Here is a 21,563-nt window from a genome sequence, read left to right as displayed (position 1 = left end):
GGTGTCGGGCGGCTGCTGTCCCTAACTGGTTGATAGTTTGCGACGATGTGAATTTATCAATGTTGCATAGCAAATGAGGCCTATGGCAAAGTTCTGTAAAGAAGTTGTGTTGCGTAGGTTAATTCGGTAAACAGATATGAACTACATCACAGTCGATGGTGTGGGAATCTGGTTTCCGGCTAACGGGTCGGCCAACTCTGATTGGCTCCACACGGAGTCGCTTTCATCCTGGAGGAGAAGTTCATGATTATGAAGAAGTCTCTGGCTGTCGTTTCTGCGGCCGCCGTAGCTTTTGGCCTTGCCGCTTGCGGTTCCGGTTCTGATTCCGCTGGTTCTGGTGACGGCATTATCCTGACCAACGGCACCGAGCCACAAAACCCACTGCTGCCTGCAAACACTAACGAAGTCGGTGGCGGCCGAGTAGTCGACATGATCTACGCAGGCCTCGTCTACTACGACACTGAGGGCAAGGTCCACAATGAGATGGCGGAGAAGATCGAAAAGGTCGACGCCTCCAACTACAAAATCACCCTCAAGGCTGACCAGAAGTTCTCCGACGGCACACCAGTAAAGGCCGAGAACTTTGTCAAGGCGTGGAACTACGCCATGGAAAACAGCCAGCAGAGCGCCTCCTTCTTCGAGCCAATCAAGGGCTACCAGGAAGGCGCGAAGGAGATGGAAGGCCTGAAGGTCGTAGATGACAAGACCTTCACCATCGAGCTCGCATATCCAATCTCTGACTTCGAGCTGCGCCTCGGTTACTCCGCTTTCTTCCCACTGCCAGACTCCGCATTCGCTGACATGTCTAACCAGGGCGAAAAGCCAGTGTCCAACGGCCCTTACAAGCTGGAGACCTGGGAGCACAACGGTTCCATCACCATCGTTCCGAACGAGAACTACGCGGGCGACCGCGAAGCAAAGAACGACGGCGTTAAGTTCACCTTCTACCCGAAGCTTGACGCTGGCTACGCCGACCTGCTCGCCGACAACCTCGACGTATTGGATGCCATCCCAGATGCAGCGTTCGCTCAGTACCAGAGCGAGCTCCAGGGCCGCTTCGTGAACGAGCCAACCGCAGTCTTCCAGTCCTTCACCATCCCAGAAAAGCTGGAGCACTTCTCGGGTGAAGAAGGCAAGTTGCGTCGTCAAGCTATCTCCCACGCTATCAACCGCGAGGAGATCACTGACAAGATCTTCCAGGGCACCCGCACCCCGGCTACCGACTTCACCTCCCCAGTTATTGACGGGCACTCTGAGGCCGTCCCAGGCAACGAGGTGTTGAAGTACGACCCGGCTAAGGCCAAGGATCTGTGGGCCAAGGCTGACGCTATTTCCCCATGGACCGGCGAATTTGCCATTGCCTACAACTCTGATGGTGGCCACCAGGCATGGGTTGACGCAACTGCAAACTCCATCAAGAACACTCTGGGCATCAACGCTGTCGGCGCACCTTACCCAGATTTCAAGTCCATGCGCGATGACGTCAAGACCCGCACCATCGCCACGGCGTTCCGTACCGGCTGGCAGGCCGACTACCCAGGTCTGGATAACTTCCTCACCCCGCTGTACACCACCAAGGCATCTGCTAACGATGGTGACTACTCCAACCCAGAGGTTGATCGTCTGCTGAAGGAAGCACAGGCTGCTGGTTCCGTCGATGAAGCTAACGCCAAGTACAACCAGGTACAGGAGATCCTGTTCAAGGACATGCCTTCCGTGCCACTGTGGTACGCCAACGTCACCGCTGGTTACGGCACCAAGGTGGACAACGTGAAGTTCACCTGGAAAGAAGTTCCTGCCTACTACGCCATCACTAAGAAGTAAGATCTACCTCTTGAGATGACTTCCGCGAGCCTCAAGCGATGCGTCTGACGCGTGGCTTGAGGCTCGTAGTGGTTAAGCAATACTCACCTCAACCCCGCCCCTTACCCAAGGAATCACAACTATGTTGCGTTACGTCGGGCGACGGCTGCTCCAGATGATCCCGGTCTTCTTCGGAGCCACCTTCCTCATCTACGCCCTCGTCTTTTTGATGCCTGGTGACCCCGTCCAGGCCCTCGGCGGTGACCGAGGCCTTACCGAGGCCGCAGCCGCCAAGATCCGTGCAGAATACAACCTCGACAAGCCCTTCCTGATCCAGTACCTGCTCTACATCAAGGGCATTTTCATGCTGGACTTTGGCACGACCTTCTCTGGCCGCCCCGTTGCCGAAGCGATGGCTCACGCCTTCCCGGTGACCATCAAACTTGCCGTGATGGCGCTGATCTTTGAGGCAGTTCTCGGTATTGGCTTCGGCGTGATCGCCGGTATGCGCCGAGGCGGAATCTTCGATTCCACGGTTCTGGTTCTCTCTCTGCTGGTCATCGCGGTCCCATCCTTCGTCATTGGTTTCGTATTCCAATATCTGGTGGGCGTGAAGTGGCAGCTGCTGCCGCCGACCGTGGGGTCAAATGAAACCTTCACATCGCTCCTCATGCCGGCCATGGTGTTGGGCGCGGTGTCTTTTGCGTATGTGTTGCGTCTGACGCGTCAGTCCGTCTCGGAGAACCTCAATGCCGACTACGTTCGCACTGCTCGAGCAAAGGGACTGCGCAGTGGCGATGTCACCCGCCGTCACGTGCTTCGCAACTCCCTGATTCCAGTCGCGACCTTCCTGGGCGCTGACCTTGGCTCCCTGATGGGCGGGGCAATTATTACCGAGGGCATCTTTGGCATCAACGGTGTTGGTGGCACGATTTATCAGGCGATCGTCAAGGGCGAGCCTGCCACGGTCGTGTCCTTCACCACGGTGTTGGTGATCGTCTACATCGTCGCCAACCTCATCGTTGACCTCATTTACGCCGTTCTTGACCCAAGGATCCGCTATGCCTAACGCCGATGCACACAAGATTATTCGACCAGGTCAAGAGCACTTCGTTGCGGAAACGGACGAGACTGGTCTCGGCGCCGTCGATGCCGTCGCCGATGAGTCCGCTCCTTCCACGGTGTGGGGCGAAGCGTGGCGCCAGCTGCGTCGCCGTCCGCTGTTCTGGATCTCGGCAGCTCTCATCTTTGTCGCCGTAGCTCTCGCGCTTGTCCCGCAGCTCTTTACGACGACCGATCCCGCGATGTGCGAGCTCGGAAACTCTCTCGGCTCCCCGCAGCCCGGCCACCCGTTTGGCTTCGACCGTCAGGGATGTGACATTTACTCCCGTATGATTTACGGCGCCCGGGCGTCGGTAAGCGTGGGTGTGCTCACAACCCTGCTTGTCGTCCTCATCGGCACCATCATCGGCGCCCTCGCTGGATTCTTCGGTGGATTCTTGGACTCGCTGCTCTCCCGCGTGACCGACATTTTCTATGCGATTCCACTGGTGCTGGCTGCCATCGTGGTCATGCAGATGTTTAAGGAACACCGCACAGTCATCACTGTGGTGTTAGTGCTGGCTCTGTTCGGCTGGACCAACATCGCCCGCATCACTCGCGGTGCAGTGATGAGTGTGAAGAATGAGGAGTTCGTCACCGCCGCCCGCGCTGTGGGCGCCTCGAAATGGAAGATCCTCACCAGCCACGTCCTGCCGAACGCCGCAGCCCCGATCATCGTGTACGCAACGGTAGCGCTGGGCACCTTCATCGTGACGGAGGCAACCCTGTCCTTCCTCGGTATTGGCCTGCCACCGTCCATCGTTTCCTGGGGTGGCGACATTTCTAAGGCGCAGACCTCGCTACGGACCGAGCCGATGGTGCTGTTCTGGCCGGCCTCAGCTTTGGCGCTGACGGTGCTCAGCTTCATCATGATGGGCGACGTCGTGCGCGATGCCCTCGATCCGAAGAACCGCAAGAAGTAGGGGAGCAGAACAATGAATCAAGAAACCCCATTGCTCGAGCTGAAGGACCTCCAGATCTCCTTCACCTCTTCCACCGGCGTGGTGGATGCGGTCCGAGGCGTCAACCTCAGCATCTACCCAGGGCAGTCCGTCGCGATCGTAGGCGAGTCCGGCTCCGGCAAGTCCACGACTGCAATGTCCATCATCGGGCTGCTCCCAGGCTCCGGTCGCGTCACAGGTGGCGAGATTCTCTGGGAAGGCGAGGACATTTCGACGCTGTCGTCCAAGCAGATGGAGAAGTACCGCGGTTCTGAGATTGGTCTGGTGCCACAGGACCCGATGTCGAACCTGAATCCAGTGTGGAAGATCGGCACGCAAGTCAAGGAAGCTCTTAAGGCAAACAACGTAGTTCCGGGCTCTGAGATGGACGAGCGCGTCACCCAGTTGCTCGAGGAAGCAGGGCTTCCCGACGCCGAGCGCCGCGCAAAGCAATACCCCCACGAATTCTCCGGTGGTATGCGCCAACGTGCGCTTATCGCAATCGGTATGGCAGCGCGTCCGAAGCTGCTCATTGCGGACGAACCAACGTCTGCGTTGGACGTGACGGTGCAAAAGCGCATCCTCGACCACCTGGACAGCCTGACTAAGGAACACGGCACCGCCGTACTGTTCATCACCCACGATCTCGGGCTTGCTGCCGAGCGCGCTGAGCACCTCGTGGTGATGCACCGCGGCCGCATCGTCGAGTCGGGTCCATCGCTGCAAATCCTCCGAGACCCGCAGCACCCTTACACCAAGCGTCTGGTGAAGGCTGCTCCATCTCTTGCGTCCGCGCGAATTCGTGCGGCCCAGGAACAAGGGCTGGAATCTGCTGAGTTGCTGGCTCCAAAGGCATCCACGGATGAAGTTGTGATTCGCGTAGAGAATTTGACTCGCGAATTCGACGTACGCGGCGCCAAGGGCGATAAGAAGGAGCTGCTTGCGGTTGATGACGTTACGTTCGACCTGCGCAAGGGCACCACCCTGGCGCTGGTGGGCGAATCAGGATCCGGTAAGTCCACGGTGGCCAACATGATCCTCAACCTCATCGACCCGACCTCTGGCAAGGTGTATTACAAGGGGACCGACCTATCGACGCTGCGAGGTCGGGAGTTGTTCGACATGCGTCGCAAGCTGCAGGTCGTGTTCCAGAATCCGTATGGCTCCTTGGACCCGATGTATTCCATCTACCGTTGCATCGAGGAACCTCTACTGGTGCACAAGGTGGGCAGCCGCAAGGAACGAGAGCAGCGGGTTGCGGAGCTTCTGGACATGGTGTCCATGCCACGTTCCACTATGCGTCGCTACCCGAACGAGCTGTCCGGTGGTCAGCGCCAACGCATCGCCGTTGCCCGTGCTCTGGCGCTGAACCCCGAGGTTATCGTCTTGGATGAGGCGGTGTCTGCACTCGACGTGTTGGTACAGAATCAGATCCTCAAGCTGTTGTCGGGTCTGCAAGAGGATTTGGGACTGAGCTATCTGTTCATTACCCATGACCTCGCAGTGGTGCGACAGACTGCCGATGATGTCGCCGTCATGCGCCAAGGCAAACTGGTGGAATTCGGTACCGCAGACGAAATCTTTGCCAACCCGCGCGAAGATTACACGCGCAACCTCATCGACTCCGTGCCTGGTCTTGGCGTCGAGCTGGGAGTTGGCACGACTTTGTAGTTCTGGGTGCGATTGATCCCCTGTGGCATTGCCGCAGGGGATCTTTTGCTCGAACGGAGGAGCCGGCTGGCCGGTGACTCAAAGTGGGGAAAGGGCTGACGAGTTGGGTGGGTAAACCTCTTTCAGATGCGCAGGTTTACCCACTATTTGGTTGGTTGGCTGCTCGGATTGATGGGTAAATTTACTCTGGCCGCGCAGGTTTACCCACTAGTTGGTTGCGTCTCACGATTCGATCGTTGTATCAATCTCATGGGGAGCACTTTCCCCGAATTAACTCCAAACCGCAGCCTACAAAATGCGGTCAATCAACTCAGTGGGGCGAGCGATGACTACGCCCTTGTCAGTGACCACGATGGGCCGCTGGATCAGTCGTGGGTGAGCGACCATGGCAGCGAGCAATTCTTCTGCGGGGGTGTCAGGGGAGAGCCCTAACTCGGAATATTCGGCTTCGTTTGTACGAATCGCCTCATGCGGGGTGACACCTGCCGTGCTCAGCAGCTCGCGCAGTTCGGTAACGCTGGGCGGATTCTCTAGGTACTTAATAACCTGAGCTTCGACGCCCTTTTCAGCAAGATAGGAACACGCTTGGCGGGACTTAGAGCAGCGGGCGTTGTGATAAATGACGGCTTTCATGTCCGTCGATGTTAGCCGACCGGGGTGAGTTCGATCTCGTCTGACCAGGTGAGAGGCATTCCCTTAGCGTTAAGCCATGCCATGGCATCGTCGCCGTTGCGGGTTATCCCGTCTACCGCCACCAAGGTGGTTTCGATGGCCTTTTCAGCTTCCTCGGCGGTGATAATGCCAGCCGAGGTTGCGGCGGCGAGCTCGTCAATATCAACCACTTCTACTGGCTCGCCAGTGACTGAAATGAGGTCTACATAGAAGTCGCGGGTGGTCCAGACTCCCTCGTCCTCGGTGATGGCGGCGACGTCAAAGTAGTAATCCTGATCGCGTTCAAAACCGTCACGGTAATGGAAGCGGTTGACGCGGAGGCTCAGCGTCGGAAGCAGCCAGCTCTCCAAATATCCGAACTCAGGGTGATTAGCGCCACGTGCCATGTACAGGCCAAAGTCAGTGGTGTGAAAGGTGTCGACTTCGCGGAGGAAACCCTTCGGATCCGTGTTCTTCAAAGCGGACACGTCGAAGGTTTCCTTCTTCACTGGGTGTAGGTCAGTCATGTCGCAGTCCTTTGGCTAGTTCACGAAAAATGAGGTGGCGGTCGGGGCGAAGTTGCAGGTATTGGTTGGGGCGCCGGTGGCGTCGGCAAGCGTGACACCGCCGTCGAGCCAGGCCAGCACCTGGCCATGGCCGGTGTCGGCGGTTCCGGAGAGGGTGGCTGGCCCCTGTGGGTTGATGCTGCCCTTGGTCAGCTGAGTCACGCCCACGCGACCATTACTGATGTTGAGCCAGTGGACGAACATGCCACGCTGCTGATCTGCAGCCGTGGAGGTTCCCAGCGCGGTGAAGACGAAAGACGTCTGGCCGGCAGGAGTGCCGGGGAGTGGCAGGCTCGCAGGCCCGGGGATGGCGATGGCGGTACCGGTGGCGGACAAGTTGCCGTTGATGCAGCTGGCGGAGACGGTTGGCCAGATGAATTGATTGATGATCGGCGCGTTCTCCGGGAGTGGTACGCCGCCTTCTCCTTCGCCTCGATAAAAGGCGACAGCAGCGAGCACTACGTTGCGGAGGTCTTCAGGAACGAATGGCTTGGCGGCAAAGTCTTCCATTTGCTGCAGAATGTGAGGCGCTGGCCGACCGAGGTAGTCGATGGAGCTTTGAGCGTGCGCAGGGGAGACAGCGGCGACGCTCAGGGCTACGGTGAGTAGCGCTGGGGCCAGTCTGCGAAGGTGTATGCGCACGAAAATAACTCTTTCCAGGTTGCGGGTGATTGATGTGACCACTCGTCCCGGCAGTCACACAAAGCACTCTAGCAACATATGTAAAGTTTTGTCACTCTAATCACAAATGTCACATTTTGATTACTTGTCCATCCACTCTTTTCTTCGTGAGACACCCTCGAGGCGTTACAATCGGCCCGGCGTGAAACAAAAGGTGCGTTAAGTGCCCGCGGAGGAGTACTCTGGAGAGCCGTCATGTGTGCACTTTAACTTCAAGCGCACGCGCCAAAGATTTGCAGGAGATTTCCCCCAGTGACCCATACTGAATTCCGTAACGTAGCCATCGTCGCTCACGTTGACCACGGCAAGACCACACTCGTCAACGCTCTGCTGGAACAATCCGGCGTTTTCGGTGACCACGGCGAAGTTACGGACCGCGTCATGGACTCCGGCGATCTCGAGCGTGAAAAGGGCATCACCATCCTGGCCAAGAACACCGCAATTCGCCGTAAGGGCGCGGGTAAGGATGGCCAGGACCTCATCATCAACGTCATCGACACGCCAGGCCACGCCGATTTCGGTGGTGAAGTCGAGCGCGCACTGTCCATGGTCGACGGCGTTGTTTTGCTTGTCGACGCCTCCGAAGGTCCCCTCCCACAGACCCGCTTCGTACTGGGCAAGGCACTTGCTGCCAAGATGCCCGTCATCATCTGTGTGAACAAGACTGACCGCCCTGACGCTCGTATTGACGAGGTAGTGGAAGAATCTCAGGACCTGCTCCTGGAACTGGCATCCACCCTGGAAGACGAAGAAGCTGCAGCAGCTGCCGAGCAGCTCCTGGATCTGCCAGTGCTCTACACTTCCGGCCGTGAGGGCAAGGCTTCGACCGAAAACCCAGGTAATGGCGTTGCGCCGGATGCAGAGAACATGGACGCACTCGTCGACGTTATCTACAACGTCCTGCCAGAGCCTTCCGCAGAACTGGATGCGCCACTGCAGGCGCACGTCACCAACTTGGACTCCTCGTCCTTCTTGGGTCGTATTGGCCTGATCCGAATCTTCAAGGGCAAGATGCGCAAGGGCCAGCAGGTGGCGTGGATTCACTACGATTCCGACGGCAACCAGCACGTCAAGACCGCAAAGATCGCTGAACTCATGCGCACCGTTGGTGTGACTCGTGTTCCTGCAGACGAGGTCATCGCAGGTGACATCGCCGCAATCTCCGGTATTGATGAAATCATGATTGGCGACACTCTGGCTGATCCAGAGCACCCAGAGGCGCTGCCTCGCATCACCGTCGATGAGCCTGCTATTTCCATGACCATCGGTGTCAATACCTCGCCAATGGCTGGCCGTGGCGGCGGAGACAAGCTGACCGCGCGTGTGGTGAAGGCCCGGCTGGATCAGGAACTCATCGGTAACGTTTCCCTGCGCGTTCTTCCTACTGAGCGTCCGGATGCCTGGGAAGTGCAGGGTCGTGGCGAAATGGCACTGTCCATTCTGGTTGAGCAGATGCGACGCGAGGGCTTCGAGCTCACCGTCGGTAAGCCACAGGTCGTGCCAAAGGTTATCGACGGCAAGACCTACGAGCCATACGAGCACATGGTCATCGACACCCCATCCGAGTACCAGGGCGCAATCACCCAGCTCATGGCAGCTCGCAAGGGCCAGATGCTGACCCTGGACAACACCAGCAGCGACTGGGTACGTATGGAGTACAAGGTTCCGGCACGTGGCTTGATCGGCTTCCGCACGACCTTCATGACGGAGACTCGCGGCACAGGTATCGCTAACCACTACTCCGAGGGCTACGAACCATGGGCGGGCGAAATCAAGGGCCGTGCAACCGGATCCCTCGTGGCTGACCGCACGGGCCAGATCACCGCATACGCACTGACCCAGCTCGCAGATCGTGGCCAGTTCTTCGTCGAACCTGGCACCGAGGCTTACGAAGGCATGGTCGTGGGCGCCAACAACCGCGATGAAGACATGGACATCAACATCACGCGTGAAAAGAAGCTCACCAACATGCGCTCTGCGAACGCAGATGCCACGGTGACCCTTGCCAAGGCTCGCAACCTGTCTCTCGAAGAAGCCATGGAATTCTGTGGTGGCGATGAGTGCGTCGAGGTTACTCCGGAGATCATCCGCGTACGCAAGGTCATCTTGAACGCTACCGAGCGCAACCGCGCACGTTCCCGCTCGAAGCAGCTGAACAAGTAGTTTTCACACGAAATCCCCGTCACTTTCTATTGTGTGGCGGGGATTTCGCCTACTCTAGGTGCAGTGAAGCGATCCCACCTTGCCCCGATCATCGGCACCGGACTGCTCTTTGCCAGTAATGGTGCGATGTTCGCTAGCCTGTTGCCGTGGTACCCGACTCTGATGCGCGAATGGGGACTTACTGAATCGGTCTTCGGTTTCATTGTTGCTTGTTTCGCTCTTGGATCGATCCTGTCCTCAGCAGCCCCAGCTCCCATCGTCCGCCACTTTGGGCCTCTCAAGACCGTGGCCATCGGCACGATATTGATGGCGGTGGTGCTGAGCCTCGGCGGAGCCACCCTCACTGGTGGGCTCACGTTGGCCCTCCTCTTGTTTGTGATCGGGTTTGTGGATCCCATCGTGGATGTCGCCCAAAATGTGGTGGCAGTGCGCGTGCAGGACAATGTTGGTTTTTCCATCATGTCGAGCGTGCATGCTTCCTGGAGCCTCGGCGCCGCGGCCGGAGGCGCGGTGGCGACACTCGCCGTCGGACACCTAGATATGGCGTGGTACCTGCTCATCGCCAGTGTCGTGGCCACGATTGTCGCAGGCATCGGATGCATACTCGTCGGGGAAGTACCAGATCAGAAGACTCAGGAAGAATCCGAGTCTCGTGGCAACTGGGCAATCTTGTGGCTGGTGTTGCCCATCGTCGTAGTTGCTATCAGCGGCACAGCCGTGGAGGAAGTCGCCAACAACTGGGCGGCGCTCATGGCAGCCCAAATCGCCGGAGTGCCGGTGGCGGAGTCGGGTGTGGCTTTGACCCTCATGTTGGCGGCACAGTGCGTCGGTCGTTTCCTCGGGGACCCAATGATCAACCGGTGGGGGCGAGACACCGTCGCACGTTTCGGTGGCGTTCTCATCGCTGGCGGAACAGTAGCGGCCATGCTCAGTACTGGCGAGTTGGGATTATTTGCAGGGCTTGCGGCGGCGGGCTTTGGCTGCGCGACGATTGTGCCGAGTGCCTTTACCGCGGCCAGCAAGCTCCCTGGGATTTCCGAAGGAGCGGGTCTTACCGTGGTGTCCTGGCTCATGCGTATTGGTTTCCTGGCCACGAGTCCCATCATCGGGCTGCTGGCTACGGCCACCTCCCTCCGTCTCGCCCTCGGCATTCTAGTGGTCGCCGGGCTGACTATCGTATTGCTGGGCGGACGACTCGACGCGAGCCGGGACTAACCTGAAGCGGTCGGCAGTGGTAAACATAGACGGGTGAAGATGCAACGGTTTCGAGTGGTTTCTGGGGCAGTTCTGGTGGCAGCAACTCTCGGTGGCTGCATGGCGCAACCAGGGCCAGCTCCGGTAGAACCGTCGGCGGGGGCGGGGCAGACCACAGTGGTGCCCGAGGTACCCGTGGACAAAAAGAACCGGAACGAAATCACTGTCGGCATCGATCCGATCCGCACCGGATTCAACCCGCACCGCGTCTCCGATGACACTGCATTCGTCCAATCTCTAGCGCGGTTAGTGCTGCCGAGCTCCTTTGTAGATGGCCACATGAACAAAGATCTCCTGGTTTCTGCTGCGGAAATAGCTCCGACCGATGGCGCCGCCCAGGTGGTGCAATACCGGATTAACTCCGCGGCACAGTGGTCGGATGGCTCTCCCATTACCGGCGCAGATTTTCGCTACCTGTGGGAACAATTGAGCTCACAGCCGGGTGTTATCAACTCGGCGGGTTATCAGTCGATCTCAGATGTTCGGACATCTGAGGGCGGCAAGTTAGTCACGGTGGTATTCCATCGCAAGGTGGCTGATTGGCACGAGCTTTTCAACAACTTGTTGCCCAGCCACTTGTTGTCCGTGGGGGCAGAGGACTTCTCACAAGCTCTGGGCACCCAAGTGCCGGCTTCGGCTGGGCGGTACATGGTGCGGGGCATCGATCGAAAGCGTGGAGTGGTTGAGCTGGCGCGCAATGATCGATTTTGGGGAGCTGACCCAGCAGATGTGGAACTCCTCACTTTCCAGGAAGTAGCGACAGTCTCGCGGTCGATCGAGATGCTGCGCAGTGGCCAACTCAGCTTTGCACACGTCACTCCGTCGGAGACCAGCCGTGATGCATTGGTGCTCGCGGAGGGATTACAGCATCGATTTGTAGACCGAAATGTGCAGCTTACGGCCACGTTTAACACTCAAACCGTGTCGGATGCGGGCACGAGGGCAGCAATCGCTTCGGCTCTGGACATTCCGCTGCTAGCGCGACTAGCTAGTGGCCGTTCGGCAGATCTTGCCATTGCGGAGGTGCCGGGGCGCACGGTGGTAGACGAGGGAGTGCGTCGAGAAGCGGCACACTCGCTGTCGAGCCCGCTGAAGGTCGCGGCTGACCCTGCCGATGAAACGGCACGGGCCGCAGCGATGGCCATCGTTGACATGCTGCACAAAGCAGGGTTTTCGGCGCAGATCGTGCAAAGCGACCTTGCAGACATTACAGGCAAGCGAATGGCCGCTGGCGAGGTTGACATGGTGGTTACGTGGCAGCGAAGCGCCGAAGATACGTTGACCGCGGCGAGTAGGTATTCTTGCCCGCCTGATCAAACGAAGAAGCCGGCTAACCTAGCGGGCTGGTGCGATACTGACGCAACAGACTTTTTGGCCGCTGCGTTGGCAGGGCACCACGAGGAAACTGCGGCGGTGGACCTTGTGCGCACCATCGAGGCGAAGCAGACACTGAGTGTTCCGATCATGACCGATCGACGAATCGATATCTTGGGCGCAGGTATTGTGACAGGGGAGTCCTCCTTGGAAAAGTGGCCGGTTGTGGCCGACGCATCAGTCCTGGCCACGGCATACGAATGGAAAGATGAATAAATGCTGCGAGATCTAGTGGGGCTGCGAGTTGTAGCTGTCCACGCACACCCCGACGATGAGACAATCTGGACCGGTGGTGCGCTTGCGGATTTCAGCCAGCGCGGTGCGGACGTCACAGTTATCACCTGCACCCTCGGTGAACAGGGTGAAGTGATTGGGGAGCCGTTTGCTCAGTTGGTGGCCGACGGGGCTGACCAGCTGGGAGGTTTCCGGATCGGTGAACTTGCTGCGTCCCTCGCTGCCCTTGGTGTGCGCGGGGAGTTTCTCGGCGGCGCAGGCCAGTGGCGCGATTCCGGCATGATCGGGGACGCGGCCAATGACAACCCGCGCTCCTTCATCCACTCAGGGCCCGCAGCTGAAGCCCAGCTCACTGAGGTGTTCAACCGGTTGCAGCCGCACCTCGTGATCACTTATGGCCCCGATGGTGGCTACGGGCACCCTGACCACATCCGCGCCCACGAGATCACGCACCGCGCTGCATCTCAGGCGCAGCAGCCACCACAGCGCATCCTGTGGGCGGTCACCTCGGCGCCAGCACTGGCCGAAGGGCTCGCGGACATCGCCACCATTCCGCATGCTTGGCGACGCCCACAGGAAGGCGAACTCGCTGCCGTCGACAAGCATGATGCCACGCTGCACCTGAGCGACGCTGCGGCTGCCGCCAAACTCCGGGCGATGAAAGCGCACCCTACGCAGTTGTGGATCGCTGATGGTGATGTGAACGCGGTGAATCCGGAGGCTGCGCTAGCAACACTGAGCTCGACTGAGGTAGCTTTCGCTGTCTTTGCGCTGAGCAATCTGATCGCTCAGCCACTGCTGCGCACGGAGCACTATCAGCTCGGTGCGGGAACTGCGATTGCCGATGTGAACTCTTTGACGGCGGGTTTGTCGTGGTAGAAGAGCAAAGAGGCTTCGTTTACACCGATCACAGCGTTGGCGAAATCGCTTTCGGTTTTCTGTGGCTCGGCCTCGGCGCATTGATGAGCGTGTTGCTGGAGGTCGTGTATCTAGGCACGTGGATCACGTTGCCCGGCGGCGGACGCGTGGCTTTTCCGTACCCGATCCTGATCGCATTACTGTTCAACATGGTGCTCACTAAGACGGCGCGACTCTGGACCGACCGGGTGGGAGTAGTACTCATCCCGCTTGCGGTGTGGCTCCTGGGCTTTTGCGCGTTGACTTTTTGGGTGGGCTTTACTGGGGATATCCTGGTTGGGTCCAATCCGCGCAGCCTTGTGCTGCTCGCCGCTGGGCTTGCCGGGGGTCTGTGGCCCTTGACAAAGCCGAAAGTGGCACAATAGAACACATTGATTTCTAGAACTTTGTCGAAAGACTAAAAGGAACCCGATGACTTACACCATTGCGCAACCTTGCGTCGACGTTATGGACAGGGCCTGCGTCGAAGAATGCCCTGTTGACTGCATTTACGAAGGCAAGCGTTCCCTGTACATTCACCCAGACGAGTGCGTGGACTGCGGTGCCTGCGAGCCAGTCTGCCCTGTCGAGGCCATCTTCTACGAAGATGATGTCCCAGACGAGTGGATTGACTACAACGATGCCAACGCCGCCTTCTTCGACAACCTCGGCTCCCCGGGTGGTGCCGCCAAGCTCGGCCCACAGGATTTCGATGCCGAGCTCGTCGCTAAGCTGCCTCCCCAGGCTTAAGTGACCTCATGCCTGCTCGCCTACGTAACGTCCTCGGCAGCCGTCTGCCTGAATTCCCGTGGGATACGCTGGCTGGCGCCAAAGAGCGCGCTGCTCAGCATCCTGACGGTGTGGTCGATTTGTCCATCGGAACTCCGATTGATGAGGTAGCACCGGGAATTCAACTGGCGCTCGCCAGCAATTCCGCTTTTCCGGGTTACCCGCCGACCGAGGGGGTTGCGGGGCTTCGGGAAGACATCGTTTCGTGGCTGGAGCGCAGGTATGGGGTCACTGGTTTCGAGCCGGATTACGTTCAACCCGTGGTCGGCACGAAAGAGGCCGTATCCCTGGCGCCGCTGATGCTGGGTGTGGGCGAAGGCCACACCGTGGTCATCCCCGAGGTGGCGTACCCGACCTATGAGGTGGCAGCTCTAACGTCGGGTGCGCGTGTGCTCCGCGCCGACTCGCTCACCCAGCTTGGGCCGCTGACCCCCACTTTGATGTTCATCAACACCCCAGCTAACCCAACGGGCAAGGTCCTGGGGCTTGAGCACTTGAAAAAGGTAGTGTCCTGGGCACAGCAACGTGGTGTGATCGTCATTTCCGACGAGTGCTACATCGGCCTCGGCTGGTCGGATGCCAACCCACCGGTGTCCATCCTGGATCCGCGAGTCAACGGCGGGGACCTCACGGGCCTGCTGGCTTTGCACTCATTGTCTAAATCCTCCAATCTGGCCTCCTATCGGTTCGGCTTCTTTGCTGGGGATCCGGCGCTGATCGCGGAGCTGCGCCTCGCGCGCAAGCACCTGGGCCTTATGGTGCCGTATGCGGTGCAGCACGCTGCCCGCGCAGCGCTCAATGATGACGATCAAGAAGCGATGCAAAAGCTGCGCTACGCCACTCGACGCGCACGACTGATGCGCGCGCTGGTCGATGCCGGGTTCACCATCGAGGATTCCGAAGCGGGCTTGTACTTGTGGGCCACGCGAGGGGAAGCGGGTCGTGCGACCGTTGATTGGTTCGCCGAACGAGGCATTCTGGTGGCACCGGGTGAGTTCTATGGCCCCAAGGGCGCCAACTTTGTGCGGATCGCGCTGACCGGATCCGACGAGGCTATCGCCGCCGCCTGCGCTCGCCTTGGCTAAAGCGCCCATCCCAGCCCGCGAAGGGATTTCCCCAACGCGGGTTGTTTTGCGTGGCACCGTCCCCGGTGATCGCAGCTATTATGCGGGATCAGCGGGGGATTCCAGCTTCGAGTTCGGTCAGATAATCCCGGCAGGAACGCAGTTAGCCCGACCCACTCCGGCTTGGTTTCATGACGACCCGCCCGCAGAACCGCACATCCCCTTTGAACCGAGTCCGGTGTACGAAGGCCACGGCCTGCTGGTAGTGGACAAGCCACCGTTTCTGCCCAGCACTCCAAACGGCCGACTTGTTCGTAACACTGTTCAAACCCGCATCCGGGTGCAACGAGGAAATGATGACATCGTGGCAGCCCACCGCCTCGACAGGCTGACTTCAGGACTCCTGGCGCTGTCGACTTTGCCTGAATCCCGCGGCTTCTACCAGCAACAATTCGCGCAACGCCACGTCCGCAAACGCTATCGCGCGCAGGTGAGCGCCCCTCTCGATCTGTCCGAGAAGTGGCGCACCATCGTGCTCCCCATGCTCAAAGTGAAAGGGGAGCGGCAGGTGCGCGTCGATAAGCGTGGCAAGCCCACCGTGACCAGGGCGCGCCTTATCGACGAGCGCCTGCTCGAACTCGAACCCCACACGGGGCACACTCACCAATTGCGCGTGTTGTGCGCTCATTTGGGTGCTCCCATCGTTGGAGATGATACCTATCCGGTGGATGTTGGGCTGCAACTTGATAACTATTCGACGGAGCTGAAACTCTGTGCCACCGAGCTTGAGCTGCGGTTATGGCGTTCAGGAGAGTTGGCAATGTGGAGTTCGCCACGTCTGGCGGAAGCTGGCTTTTGGGGCAGTGCAGAGTAGGATAGTTCGAATATCATCTGTTATCCCGCTGATCTGTAAAGAGTGACCTTTGTACGAACGCTTCATGACGAACACCCGACAATTCATCAAATTCGGAATTGTTGGTGGATCTGGTGTCCCCGTGAACCTGTTGGTGGCTTTTCTGTCCCTCAAAATCTCGTTGGCACTCGGCGGGCCAGACTATGACCATGCACTCTTCGGTCTGCCAGGGACCCCGTTCAATATTCGGGGATACCACTTGTTTCAGGCGATCGCCTTCTTCGTAGCGAATATCTGGAACTATCAACTGAATCGAATGTGGACCTTCGGAAACCTGGAAAAGCGCAGTTGGCTCCGTGGCTTCTTCCCGTTTCTCACCACCGGCCTGCTCGCGCTCGTGGTGCAAATGGTGGTGTCTACGCTGCTCATCAACCCGACCTCGCCAGTCGCCTTGCCGGCCATTTTGGATGACTCTTCCGGTCTGAAGAACCGCTTCTACTGGGGTCAGGCTATTTCGATTCTCGTGGCGATGCCCGTGAACTTCATCATCAACAAGCTGTGGGCGTTCCGAACTCGGAAGCCCACGCGCGTTGTTATCGATGAGATGCCTGTTTAGTCCTCAGCTTCAGCGTTAAGACGCTTGAGGTCACGCCTGCGCTGCCAGCCACTCACCAATGGGATGGCGATAATCGCGGCCGTAGCGCCCACGAGTGCGCCGATCATAGCGCCAGCGTTGTAGCTCCAGTTATCGCCACCCTCTGCCCGGAAGAGTCCAGCGAGCCAGGCGACGATGATGGCCACCATCAATGCCCACTCCCAGCCCCACAGGTAGCGCAAGCCGTGAATCTTGGGCCTAGCTACCGACTTCTTGAGCCAGCTGTTTCCCGCAATCAGTCCGATTATTGGGCCGATCAGCACTAGGTAGGACACGTAGCTGTATTCGCGGGGTAGGAGCCACGCCAGGACTGGTGCCAGCGCGAGATTGACGTAGTTGAACCAGTACTGGGTTACTACTGCTGACCGATTCGCCTGGGCTTTCTCAAACTCGTCCGCATAAAAGTTCTCGGTGCGCTCGATGATGCGATCGTTGATGCTCATTGTTCTAGTTTCCTTCCTGTTCGCGGCCGAACACGCGCTCGACCGATTCATTGAGTACGTGGCAAATTTCCAACGCCAGGTGCACGGACGGGGAGTAGTTCCCCTTTTCGATGTTGGCAATTGTTTGGCGGGACACGCCCACCCTCTCGGCAAGCTCGGCTTGGGACAACTCGTTCCAGCGGCGGAGCTTGCGCACCATGTTGGAGTTGATTTCGGTTTCCATTCTGTTTCCTTTCCTACTTCTAGTGTAAAGAATCCTGTACAAAAAGGCAAGGAGGTTTGAAAGTGACGGGATTGACGTGAAAACACAAAACGGCCCTCCCCGGATCTGTGGGAAGGGCCGTTGTGAAGGCGGTGAGCTTGTCCTATGGGGTAGGAATCGCCTTCTTCACCCACGGTGAAACGCCCTGTGTCCGGGCATTGACTAACGACGCAACAAAGAGAGCGCTGAACATGATTCCGGCGGAAGCGAGCTGGACGCGGGCGGTGGCGTCGCTAAGCATGAGAGCAGCGAGCGAGGCAAGCGCAAGGAGCGTGAGCCACGTGAGCCACGGATATGCCCACATCCGTACCTTCAGCTCGTGGGTGCGCTCGAGCTCGGGGCGAAGGCGCAGCTGGGATACGGCGATGAACGCCCACACAATCAGCAGGGAAGCGCCCGCAGAATTGAGCATGAAGCCGAGCAACCAACCGGTGTCCAGCATGTTGAGGATAACCATCACAACACTGAGCACAATCGCCACGATAATCGCAGGGAGCGGGACATCTGACTGTGAGGTGCGCGCGAAAATAGCCGGCGCCTCGCCACGATGGGCCAGGGAGTACAACATGCGGGAGCTGGCGAAAATCTGAGCATTAAACGCCGAGAGCAGTGCCAGCACGATAACGATCTCTATCGCCATGGCCACACCCGGGATGCCAGCCAGCTCCAGCACGTGCGTGAACGGGCTGTCCGCCGCGCTTTGGGCCGCGCCTAACGACGACCATGGCAGCAAGAACGTAATGACCAGAACCGACCCCAAGTAAAACACCGAGATGCGGGTGATGGTGGACTTCACGGCGTTAATCAGCGAGTGTTCTGGATCCTCTGACTCAGCAGCGGCGATCGCCACGACCTCAATGCCACCGAAGGCAAAAGCAACCGCGAGGATTGCCGTGGCCACGCCGCCCAGACCGTTAGGCATGAAACCGTCGGCCAAGAAGACTTCGGTGCCTACGAAGGAATGGCCGGGTAGCAGGCCAAAGATGAGCAACGCGCCAACGACCAGGAAAAAGACGAGCACGGCGACTTTGACAAAGGCGAACCAGAACTCGAATTCGCCAAAGGTACGTACGCGGAGCAGATTCACCGCAGCAAAGAATGCTACGAAAATAGCTGCTGGGATCCAGGTTTCGACACCAAACCACGAGCCCACGAACGCTGACGCTCCGGTGAGCTCGGCGCCGAGCACGGCGATAGTGGCTAGCCAATAGATCCAACCTTGGACGAATCCAGCCCAGCGGCCGATACCCATCTCGGCATATTCAGAGAAGCTGCCAGAGGCTGGAACGACGGAACCGATTTCGCCTAGCATGCGCATGATCAGCACTGCCAGGGTGCCGGCGACCACGTAGGCGAGGAGCACAGCGGGGCCTGCAGCGTTGATACCGACGCCGGTACCAAGGAAAAGACCAGCGCCGATCGTGGATCCGAGACCCATCATGGTGAGATGGCGGACTTTGAGGCCGTTGCCAAGGGTGTCTGGCATAGTGGCTGTTCTCGCTTTCTTAGGGGTGTCTGCAAATGGTGTGAAAACGCGAAAAAGCAGACTATAGAATTCCTGGGAAAACTATAGTCTGCTTGAGTTGATCAGACGTTCACTACCTCTTGCGAGTGACAAAGCTCAGAGCGACGAGAGCAAGGGTGACCACGGTGACGGAGGTGATCTGGCCGCGGGCGGATTCGTCGAAAAGCATGAGGACGGTCAGGCCCAGGAGTGCAGCCACGGTGATCCATGGCAGTACTGGGAAGCCCCACATACGCACGGTCAGTTCGCCGTTTGCCTCCATCTCGCGGTGCAGACGCAGGTGGCTGAAGCAAATCATCAGCCAAATGACGATCAGGCAGCCGCCCACGGCGTTGAGGAGGAACTCCAGCAGACCTGCTGGGTTCCAGTACTGCAGCGCCACCGAGGCGAACGCGAACAACATGGACAGCAGCACGGCGTTGTTGGGTACGCGAGCAGTGTTCAACTTGGCAAAGATTGCCGGAGCATCCTGCTTCCGCGCCAGGGAGTAGACCAAACGGGAGGTGGCATAAATCTGGGCGTTGAAAGCAGACAGCAGTGCCAGGACGATAACCACTTCCATGATCATCGCAATGCCTGGAATGCCAGCTTGGTCCAGGATGATAGTAAACGGGGACTCAGCAGCAGACTTTGCGCCACCGATGCTCGAGTAAGGCAGCAGGAAAGTGATTGCCAGGACAGAACCCAGGTAGAACAGGGAAATGCGCCAGATCACGGAGCGTACCGCGGTAGCGATCGCCTCGGCAGGCTTTTCGGACTCGGCGGCGGCGATGGTCACAATTTCGATTCCACCAAAGGCAAAAGCAACGGCCAGCAGGCCGCCGGCCACGCCAGGGATGCCATTGGGCATGAAGCCGTGTTCGCCGATGAAATTCTTGGTACCCACGAATTCGGTACCTGGGAGCAAGCCGAAGACCATCAGAACGGAGATCACAAGGAAGGCGATGATCACGGCGACCTTGATGAAGGCAAACCAGAACTCAAATTCGCCAAAGCCGCGGACCTGCATCAGGTTGATAACGGCGAAGATGACTACGCAGATCAGGGCAGGAATCCACGGCGCTACACCGAACCAGCCACCCATGATGGCCGCAGCACCTGTCATTTCGGCGCCCATCACCATCACCAGCATGAACCAGTACAGCCAGCCCAAGGTGAAACCGGCCCAGTGGCCGAAGGCCATTTCGGCGTAAGTAGCAAAGGAGCCGGAGGCTGGTCGAGCCGCGGCCATTTCGCCAAGCATCTGCATGACGAAGATGACGATAATTCCGGCAGCGATGTAGGCGAGCAAAACGGCTGGTCCGGCGAGCTGAATGCCCACACCGGTTCCCAGGAAGAGACCGGCGCCGATGGCAGAACCCAGGCCCATCATGGTGAGGTGACGGGTCTTGAGGCCCGTACCCAAATCTGATTGTGTGCTGTCCACGGTTGTCATGTTTTAACTAAACAGTGTAGACCTGCAATTCACCAAGTCGAGTGCTGCATCAATCTCAAAAACGGAACAAACCGTCTCATTTTCCCCGCTTTTAGGGGTGGGGCATTAACCCGCAGGAACTACTTGACGCGCGACGGGTTCCGAGTGGTGCGGTTCGCGCTTGATCGTCCAGTTGTCTTGACCAGCGATGGTGTGCGCAGGCGCGAGGGAATCGGACTCTGGGAAGTAAAGGATCGTGTCGCGCTCGACGACCAAGTTGGTTCCGATGACGCAGTTGTCTCCCAGGTCGAGTCCGATCACGCCTCCGGAAACACCAAACTGGCAATTTTTGCCCACTCTCAGCGGGATACGTTGGCCAGTTTCAGTCTTGGTTCCCATCAAAACAGCGCTGAGCTCGACTCGGGTGCCTTCATTGATGACGACAGAAGATGTCAAGCGCCCCTCAATCTTGGCAGGCCCCAGTGATCCAGCGTCAAAGGAAACGAATCCTTCGCGAAGCACAGATGTGCCCGGTGCCAGGTAAGCGCCTAAGCGAACGCGTTCGGCCTCCGCGATACGGATTCCGGAAGGGACCACATAGTCCACCATGCGAGGCAACCGGTCGACGGCGTACACGTGAATAAGGCCACGAGAGCGCAGTGCGCCGCGCACATACTCGAAGTTGGTAGGCAGGCATGGCCCCTTATTGGTCCATACCACGGTGGAAAGCAGCTTCAGTGTCTGAGACATGTCCATGCGCCCTGGTTCGACTAGGCGGTGCGAGAGCAAATGGAGTCGAAGATAGACGTCGTGGGCGTCGATAGCCGGTTCGGTGATGTCTCGGATCGTGGTTCGTACCGCGACCTGTTCCACCATTCGGTCCTCATCCAGTCCGACCAAAGACAGCATCTGTGGCGTGAGATCCTGGGCGCCCAAACGAACAGTCTGGGATTCAGGGCCATTCGCCTCGTCCCACTCCTTCAGCTGAGGTTCCTGGTACCAGGTATCCAGCACAGTTCCGTCTGAGGCGATGTTTGCAATTCCCTGAGCTAGGGCACCCATAATCGTCATAGCTCCAGTCTAGGCCGACCTGCCAATCCTCGGCGTATTCAGCTCGTTTATTAAATACAGGGGTGGGGCTCTTGCGTGCTAGTCCAGCAGAATGTTCAGAAAACTACTAGCGTCGAATAAGTATCTATGTGACCAGTGGCCGACCATCGTC

The 21,563-nt window shown here is 58.5% G+C and carries 21 protein-coding genes; 13 read left to right on the top strand and 8 right to left on the bottom strand.

Annotated elements, in window-relative coordinates; genetic code table 11:
• Nucleotides 1-243 precede the first annotated feature (243 nt).
• The 4 genes from CKALI_RS07695 to CKALI_RS07680 all read left to right on the top strand — a co-directional run bounded on the left by CKALI_RS07695 (nt 244) and on the right by CKALI_RS07680 (nt 5,516).
• Nucleotides 244-1,824 carry a peptide ABC transporter substrate-binding protein gene (locus CKALI_RS07695; RefSeq protein ID WP_156192737.1) on the top strand — a complete coding sequence of 527 codons (1,581 nt, stop codon included), beginning with the start codon at nt 244-246 and terminating at the stop codon, nt 1,822-1,824.
• A 121-nt stretch (nt 1,825-1,945) separates the two neighbouring features.
• On the top strand, nt 1,946-2,872 hold the full coding sequence (locus CKALI_RS07690; protein ID WP_156192736.1) for an ABC transporter permease: 927 nt from the start codon (nt 1,946-1,948) through the stop codon (nt 2,870-2,872).
• A complete protein-coding gene (locus CKALI_RS07685; protein WP_156192735.1) occupies nt 2,865-3,827 on the top strand; it encodes an ABC transporter permease in 963 nt (320 codons plus the stop codon). The genes CKALI_RS07690 and CKALI_RS07685 overlap by 8 nt, the downstream gene beginning before the upstream one ends.
• Before the next feature lie 12 nt (nt 3,828-3,839).
• Nucleotides 3,840-5,516: a dipeptide ABC transporter ATP-binding protein gene (locus tag CKALI_RS07680; RefSeq protein WP_156192734.1), complete on the top strand. Its 1,677-nt coding sequence runs from the start codon at nt 3,840-3,842 to the stop codon at nt 5,514-5,516.
• Between the two features lie 288 nt (nt 5,517-5,804).
• On the opposite strand, the gene arsC is transcribed toward CKALI_RS07680, so the two are convergent.
• Genes arsC through CKALI_RS07665 form a run of 3 tightly spaced genes read right to left on the bottom strand, consistent with a single transcriptional unit; the run spans nt 5,805 to nt 7,375 of the window.
• On the bottom strand, nt 5,805-6,149 hold the full coding sequence (arsC, locus tag CKALI_RS07675) for an arsenate reductase (glutaredoxin) (RefSeq protein WP_156192733.1): 345 nt from the start codon (nt 6,147-6,149) through the stop codon (nt 5,805-5,807).
• Between the two features lie 11 nt (nt 6,150-6,160).
• Nucleotides 6,161-6,694, bottom strand: coding sequence for a DUF402 domain-containing protein (locus CKALI_RS07670; protein WP_156192732.1), 534 nt, complete (start codon nt 6,692-6,694; stop codon nt 6,161-6,163).
• Nucleotides 6,695-6,709: 15 nt separating this feature from the next.
• A complete protein-coding gene (locus CKALI_RS07665; protein ID WP_231580437.1) occupies nt 6,710-7,375 on the bottom strand; it encodes an Rv1157c family protein in 666 nt (221 codons plus the stop codon).
• 291 nt (nt 7,376-7,666) lie between these two features.
• Here CKALI_RS07665 and typA point away from each other — a divergent pair, with 291 nt between their 5' ends.
• The 9 genes from typA (at nt 7,667) to CKALI_RS07620 (ending at nt 16,658) form a co-directional block, all read left to right on the top strand.
• Nucleotides 7,667-9,577 (top strand): translational GTPase TypA, encoded by a 1,911-nt coding sequence (gene typA / locus CKALI_RS07660; protein WP_156192731.1) that lies wholly within the window; start codon nt 7,667-7,669, stop codon nt 9,575-9,577.
• A gap of 63 nt (nt 9,578-9,640) precedes the next feature.
• Nucleotides 9,641-10,792 (top strand): MFS transporter, encoded by a 1,152-nt coding sequence (locus CKALI_RS07655; RefSeq protein ID WP_231580436.1) that lies wholly within the window; start codon nt 9,641-9,643, stop codon nt 10,790-10,792.
• A gap of 39 nt (nt 10,793-10,831) precedes the next feature.
• Entirely contained in the window at nt 10,832-12,421 is a 1,590-nt protein-coding gene (locus CKALI_RS07650) for an ABC transporter family substrate-binding protein (RefSeq protein ID WP_156192730.1), read from the top strand.
• 3 nt (nt 12,422-12,424) lie between these two features.
• Complete coding sequence (gene mshB / locus CKALI_RS07645) at nt 12,425-13,318, top strand: N-acetyl-1-D-myo-inositol-2-amino-2-deoxy-alpha-D-glucopyranoside deacetylase (RefSeq protein WP_407643766.1); 894 nt, start codon at nt 12,425-12,427, stop codon at nt 13,316-13,318.
• The gene (locus CKALI_RS07640; RefSeq protein ID WP_156192728.1) at nt 13,312-13,722 is read left to right on the top strand and encodes a hypothetical protein; all 411 of its coding nucleotides are present in this window, start codon (nt 13,312-13,314) and stop codon (nt 13,720-13,722) included. Before mshB ends, CKALI_RS07640 begins: the two co-directional genes overlap by 7 nt.
• 46 nt (nt 13,723-13,768) lie before the next feature.
• The gene (gene fdxA, locus CKALI_RS07635; RefSeq protein ID WP_156192727.1) at nt 13,769-14,086 is read left to right on the top strand and encodes a ferredoxin; all 318 of its coding nucleotides are present in this window, start codon (nt 13,769-13,771) and stop codon (nt 14,084-14,086) included.
• An 8-nt stretch (nt 14,087-14,094) separates the two neighbouring features.
• Nucleotides 14,095-15,210, top strand: coding sequence for a succinyldiaminopimelate transaminase (gene dapC, locus CKALI_RS07630; protein ID WP_156192726.1), 1,116 nt, complete (start codon nt 14,095-14,097; stop codon nt 15,208-15,210).
• The gene (locus tag CKALI_RS07625) at nt 15,203-16,063 is read left to right on the top strand and encodes a pseudouridine synthase (protein ID WP_231580435.1); all 861 of its coding nucleotides are present in this window, start codon (nt 15,203-15,205) and stop codon (nt 16,061-16,063) included. The genes dapC and CKALI_RS07625 overlap by 8 nt, the downstream gene beginning before the upstream one ends.
• A gap of 64 nt (nt 16,064-16,127) precedes the next feature.
• Nucleotides 16,128-16,658 carry a GtrA family protein gene (locus CKALI_RS07620; protein WP_156192725.1) on the top strand — a complete coding sequence of 177 codons (531 nt, stop codon included), beginning with the start codon at nt 16,128-16,130 and terminating at the stop codon, nt 16,656-16,658.
• Here the strand turns inward: CKALI_RS07620 and CKALI_RS07615 are convergent.
• The 5 genes from CKALI_RS07615 to CKALI_RS07595 all read right to left on the bottom strand — a co-directional run bounded on the left by CKALI_RS07615 (nt 16,655) and on the right by CKALI_RS07595 (nt 21,412).
• Complete coding sequence (locus CKALI_RS07615) at nt 16,655-17,140, bottom strand: hypothetical protein (protein ID WP_156192724.1); 486 nt, start codon at nt 17,138-17,140, stop codon at nt 16,655-16,657. The two genes, CKALI_RS07620 and CKALI_RS07615, sit on opposite strands and share 4 nt — an antisense overlap.
• 4 nt (nt 17,141-17,144) lie before the next feature.
• The gene (locus CKALI_RS07610) at nt 17,145-17,363 is read right to left on the bottom strand and encodes a helix-turn-helix transcriptional regulator (protein ID WP_156192723.1); all 219 of its coding nucleotides are present in this window, start codon (nt 17,361-17,363) and stop codon (nt 17,145-17,147) included.
• Nucleotides 17,364-17,505: 142 nt separating this feature from the next.
• A complete protein-coding gene (locus CKALI_RS07605) occupies nt 17,506-18,888 on the bottom strand; it encodes an amino acid permease (RefSeq protein ID WP_156192722.1) in 1,383 nt (460 codons plus the stop codon).
• A gap of 112 nt (nt 18,889-19,000) precedes the next feature.
• Nucleotides 19,001-20,362 (bottom strand): amino acid permease, encoded by a 1,362-nt coding sequence (locus CKALI_RS07600; protein WP_156192721.1) that lies wholly within the window; start codon nt 20,360-20,362, stop codon nt 19,001-19,003.
• Between the two features lie 105 nt (nt 20,363-20,467).
• Nucleotides 20,468-21,412 (bottom strand): DapH/DapD/GlmU-related protein, encoded by a 945-nt coding sequence (locus CKALI_RS07595; RefSeq protein WP_156192720.1) that lies wholly within the window; start codon nt 21,410-21,412, stop codon nt 20,468-20,470.
• Nucleotides 21,413-21,563 lie beyond the last annotated feature (151 nt).

Origin of the sequence: Corynebacterium kalinowskii, from assembly GCF_009734385.1 — a bacterium.
Classification (GTDB): Bacteria; Actinomycetota; Actinomycetes; order Mycobacteriales; family Mycobacteriaceae; genus Corynebacterium; species Corynebacterium kalinowskii.
The sequence above is the reverse complement of the archived record's forward strand: the minus strand, read 5'-3'. Positions and strand labels throughout refer to the sequence as shown.

Excerpts from the sequence above, each read along its gene's own strand:
- CKALI_RS07595 (WP_156192720.1), bottom strand. The coding sequence starts at position 21,412 with ATGACGATTATGGGTGCCCTAGCTCAGGGAATTGCAAACATCGCCTCA.
- CKALI_RS07695 (WP_156192737.1), top strand. The coding sequence starts at position 244 with ATGATTATGAAGAAGTCTCTGGCTGTCGTTTCTGCGGCCGCCGTAGCT.
- CKALI_RS07650 (WP_156192730.1), top strand. The coding sequence starts at position 10,832 with ATGCAACGGTTTCGAGTGGTTTCTGGGGCAGTTCTGGTGGCAGCAACT.
- CKALI_RS07680 (WP_156192734.1), top strand. The coding sequence starts at position 3,840 with ATGAATCAAGAAACCCCATTGCTCGAGCTGAAGGACCTCCAGATCTCC.
- arsC (WP_156192733.1), bottom strand. The coding sequence starts at position 6,149 with ATGAAAGCCGTCATTTATCACAACGCCCGCTGCTCTAAGTCCCGCCAA.
- CKALI_RS07620 (WP_156192725.1), top strand. The coding sequence starts at position 16,128 with ATGACGAACACCCGACAATTCATCAAATTCGGAATTGTTGGTGGATCT.
- CKALI_RS07685 (WP_156192735.1), top strand. The coding sequence starts at position 2,865 with ATGCCTAACGCCGATGCACACAAGATTATTCGACCAGGTCAAGAGCAC.
- CKALI_RS07605 (WP_156192722.1), bottom strand. The coding sequence starts at position 18,888 with ATGCCAGACACCCTTGGCAACGGCCTCAAAGTCCGCCATCTCACCATG.
- CKALI_RS07615 (WP_156192724.1), bottom strand. The coding sequence starts at position 17,140 with ATGAGCATCAACGATCGCATCATCGAGCGCACCGAGAACTTTTATGCG.
- dapC (WP_156192726.1), top strand. The coding sequence starts at position 14,095 with ATGCCTGCTCGCCTACGTAACGTCCTCGGCAGCCGTCTGCCTGAATTC.
- CKALI_RS07600 (WP_156192721.1), bottom strand. The coding sequence starts at position 20,362 with ATGACAACCGTGGACAGCACACAATCAGATTTGGGTACGGGCCTCAAG.
- fdxA (WP_156192727.1), top strand. The coding sequence starts at position 13,769 with ATGACTTACACCATTGCGCAACCTTGCGTCGACGTTATGGACAGGGCC.
- CKALI_RS07670 (WP_156192732.1), bottom strand. The coding sequence starts at position 6,694 with ATGACTGACCTACACCCAGTGAAGAAGGAAACCTTCGACGTGTCCGCT.
- CKALI_RS07690 (WP_156192736.1), top strand. The coding sequence starts at position 1,946 with ATGTTGCGTTACGTCGGGCGACGGCTGCTCCAGATGATCCCGGTCTTC.
- CKALI_RS07610 (WP_156192723.1), bottom strand. The coding sequence starts at position 17,363 with ATGGAAACCGAAATCAACTCCAACATGGTGCGCAAGCTCCGCCGCTGG.